Genomic DNA, 3,381 nt, shown 5'->3' with positions numbered 1-3,381 from the left:
GCGCCAAACGCCGATGCCTTAATGCCGGCGCCCGGTGGCGAGGCCCCAGCGTTTTCCGCTCCCGGCTCGCCGGCCGCCAGCACCACGAGCGAAGCGCCTCCGTTTGCGCAGGCCGCAATGCCCGACGCGACGGCGTTTACCCAGCAACTCCCCCCCGGCGCCGAAAGCCTGGTGCCCGTTGCTCCCGATTTTAATAGCGCACAGGCTGCGCCTCCGACCGCCGACATGCCTGTCGCGCCCGGCGCGCCGACCGCCCAAATGCCCGTCCAGGTCGACCCGTCGGCGGCGTCGGTGGCTGGCGAAGCGCCTCCCTTTGGCGCCGACCCTGGCACCGCCACTCCGGCCGGCCCCCCTGCGGCGCAGTTTCCGCCCGCCGCGCCAACCACGCCCCCCACGGCGGCCATCGCCGCCGCCGCGGGCTGGGCCCCCGTGGCCGGTCAGCAGCCCGCCGCCGATCCCGAGCACGCCGCCGCCGCAGTCGCGCCAGCCACCTTTGCCGCCAGCTTCGCTCAGGCTCAGCAACTACTAGCGCAAGATCGACTCGTCGATGCGCATCGCGAGTTGTCGGCCTGGTACAACCAACCGCAACTCACGCCAGCAGAGCAGCAACAACTGCAAGGCCTGCTCGATCAACTGGCGGGCACCATCATCTACTCGCGCGAGTCGCTGCTCGAAGCTCCTTACGAGGTGCAGCCGGGGGACAATCTGGAACGGATCGCCACCAGCTATCAAATGCCGTGGCAACTGCTGGCCAAGATCAATCAGGTGGCAGACCCCAACAATCTGCCCGCCGGTCAAAAGCTGAAGGTGCTGCGCGGTCCGTTCGCGGCCGATGTCGATCTGACCAGCTTCCGGCTCACGCTGTGGCTCGACCAACTTTACGCCGGCAGCTTTCCGATCGGGCTAGGGGTCGACAACCCCGCGCCCGAAGGCGCGTACACCGTGCAGTCCAAGCTCGACAATCCCACCTATTACGGCGCCGAAGTGATCGACGCCAACAACCCGGCCAATCCGCTGGGCGAAAAATGGATCTCGCTCGATGGCCAGCGACTCGGCATCCACAGCACCATCGACGACAACAGCATGGGCCGGGTCGATGCGCGCGGCTGCATCCGGCTCACACAGCGCGACGCCGGCGATGTGTACGACATTCTGTCGATCGGATCGAAGGTCACCATTCGCCGCTAGCAGTCCATTGGCCAGCGCAATACGCCCTCGCCTTGCCCCGCTTGCCCAGGTCGCCACAGGGGCCTGCCATGTAACAAAATTCACGTGGGAGAGAGCGGCAAATCCACGTTGACCCTCTGCGCAGGCGTCGTTAGGATGCCGAGTTAGTTTGGTCAAGGCCTAAGATGGGCCAGCGACCAGCGAATTTCATATCGAGTTCTCGCGAGTTTTTTTGCACGTTCGGCCCCGCTCCCATCCGCTCATCTATCGCGGAGCAGGCCCGACCGGCAACCGGCAGGACAGGGATGCACGTTCTCGCGCAGGCGTCGTGCCTCACCGTGACGACGCCCGCCAAACTGAACCTGTTTCTGGAGGTTTTGGCGAAGCGTAACGACGGGTTCCATGAGATCGAAACCCTCATGGTCCCCGTGAACTTGTACGACACGTTGTACTTCAGGGACGAACCACAAGGGCCAGTCACGCTTCAATGTGAGTTTTCCGTCGATCCGGCCGACGACGCCGCCCGCTGTCTGCCCGCCGCGCCAGAAAATCTGGTCGTGCGCGCAGTCGAACTGCTGCGGCAAGAGTCGGGCTGCGAGCGCGGCGCGCGGATGCGCTTGATCAAGCGCATTCCGATCGCGGCGGGCTTGGCCGGCGGATCGAGCGACGCGGCAGCGGCGCTGGTGGCCGCCAATCTTGGTTGGCGCCTGGGATACTCGCGTGAGCAGCTTGCCTGGTTTGCCAGTCAACTTGGCAGCGACATCCCGTTCTTCCTCGCGGCGCAACCGGCCGTATGCCGTGGCCGCGGAGAACGCATCGAACCGCTCCCCCAGTTGGCGCCCCTCCACTTCGTGATCGTGCGACCGAGCGCGGGATTATCGACGGCCGACGTGTATCGCGCCTGCCGGCCAGCCGAACATCCCGCCAGCGTGACGACAATTCAAACGGCGGCGGAGAAAGGACGACTACGCGAGTTGGGAAGGCTGTTGCACAACCAGTTGCAGCCGGCCGCTCGCCAGCTTTCACCCTGGATTGGTCGACTGGAGGACGAGTTCGCCCGACTCGACGTGGTCGGGCACCTGATGAGCGGAAGCGGAACCAGCTACTTCGGCCTGTGTCGCGGCGCGCGGCACGCCCGCTTTGTCGCGGGACGGCTTCGCGCCCGTCGCGTGGGTCGCGTGTTCGTGGTCCGCGCCTGCCGACAGGAGACCGCCAACTAAGGAGTAAAGGGCCGTGGAAATCACCGAGGTTCGCATCAAGTTGATCCAAGAGGCCGGCGATCGCTTGCAAGCCTTCTGCTCGATCACGTTCGACAACAGCTTTGTCGTCCGCGATCTGAAGATCATCGAAGGCGCCAGCGGCCCCTTTGTCGCCATGCCCAGCCGCAAGCTCACCTCGCGCTGCCCGCAGTGCGCCTGCAAGAATCATCTTAAGGCCGCCTATTGCAACCAGTGCGGACTGCGCCTGAACGAGAGCCGGCTGATGAAAGACGACTCGGGCCGCGCCAAGCTCTATGCCGACATCGCGCACCCGATCAACGCCGCCTGCCGCGAGATGATTCAAGACCGCGTGGTCCAGGAGTTTCGCGCGGAGGTCGACCGCGCCCAGCAGCCGGGCTACGTGTCGCGCTACGACGACTACGACCTGGAAGAAGAATTCGCCGAGCCGCGCGAAATTGGCGAAGGCGCCCCGCGCGAGGCCGCGCAGCGCACGCACACCAAGGTGCAGCCCGCCGAAGGGCCACGCGGTCCGCACAAGCCGCGCACGCACGCCACCGGCGACCGCCGCCCACGCGGCAACAACAACTTCGGCGCCGGAATCTTGTAGTGGCCCGCCACGATTCCGCCCGTTGCGCCCTAGCGACTTAGCGCCCTTGCGTTTCCTCTCTTCCACCTCGCCCCCACGGAGCGAAGCGTAGTAGGGGGAGAGGTAGCGACCGTAGGTCGCTGGTGAGGGGGGCTCCTCTTTCAATCTGAAAAGCCCTCATCCGGCCTATCGGCCACCTTCTCCCAGAGGGAGAAGGTCGAACTCGACTTATCAGTCGCTTCCTCTCCTCCGCGTCTCGGCGTCTCCGCGGTTTTCTTCTTCCCACCTCGCCCCCACGGAGCGAAGCGTAGTAGGGGGAGAGGTAGCGACCGTAGGTCGCTGGTGAGGGGGGCTCCTCTTTCAATCTGAAAAGCCCTCATCCGGCCTATCGGCCACCTTCTCCCGGAG

3 protein-coding genes are annotated in these 3,381 nt (G+C 65.4%); all 3 read left to right on the top strand.

Annotated features, from left to right (window positions below):
- Positions 1 to 1,188, top strand: a 1,188-nt coding sequence (locus tag K1X71_21165) for a L,D-transpeptidase family protein (GenBank protein MBX7075660.1), incomplete at its 5' end; no start/stop codon positions are given.
- A gap of 284 nt (positions 1,189 to 1,472) precedes the next feature.
- Complete coding sequence (gene ispE / locus K1X71_21160) at positions 1,473 to 2,387, top strand: 4-(cytidine 5'-diphospho)-2-C-methyl-D-erythritol kinase (protein MBX7075659.1); 915 nt, start codon at positions 1,473 to 1,475, stop codon at positions 2,385 to 2,387.
- A 13-nt stretch (positions 2,388 to 2,400) separates the two neighbouring features.
- Positions 2,401 to 2,994: a SpoVG family protein gene (locus tag K1X71_21155; GenBank protein ID MBX7075658.1), complete on the top strand. Its 594-nt coding sequence runs from the start codon at positions 2,401 to 2,403 to the stop codon at positions 2,992 to 2,994.
- Positions 2,995 to 3,381 lie beyond the last annotated feature (387 nt).

This window comes from Pirellulales bacterium (assembly GCA_019694455.1).
Lineage (GTDB): Bacteria > Planctomycetota > Planctomycetia > Pirellulales > JAEUIK01 > JAIBBY01.
Note: the sequence above shows the minus strand (reverse complement) of the source record. Positions and strands in the feature narration are given on the sequence as shown.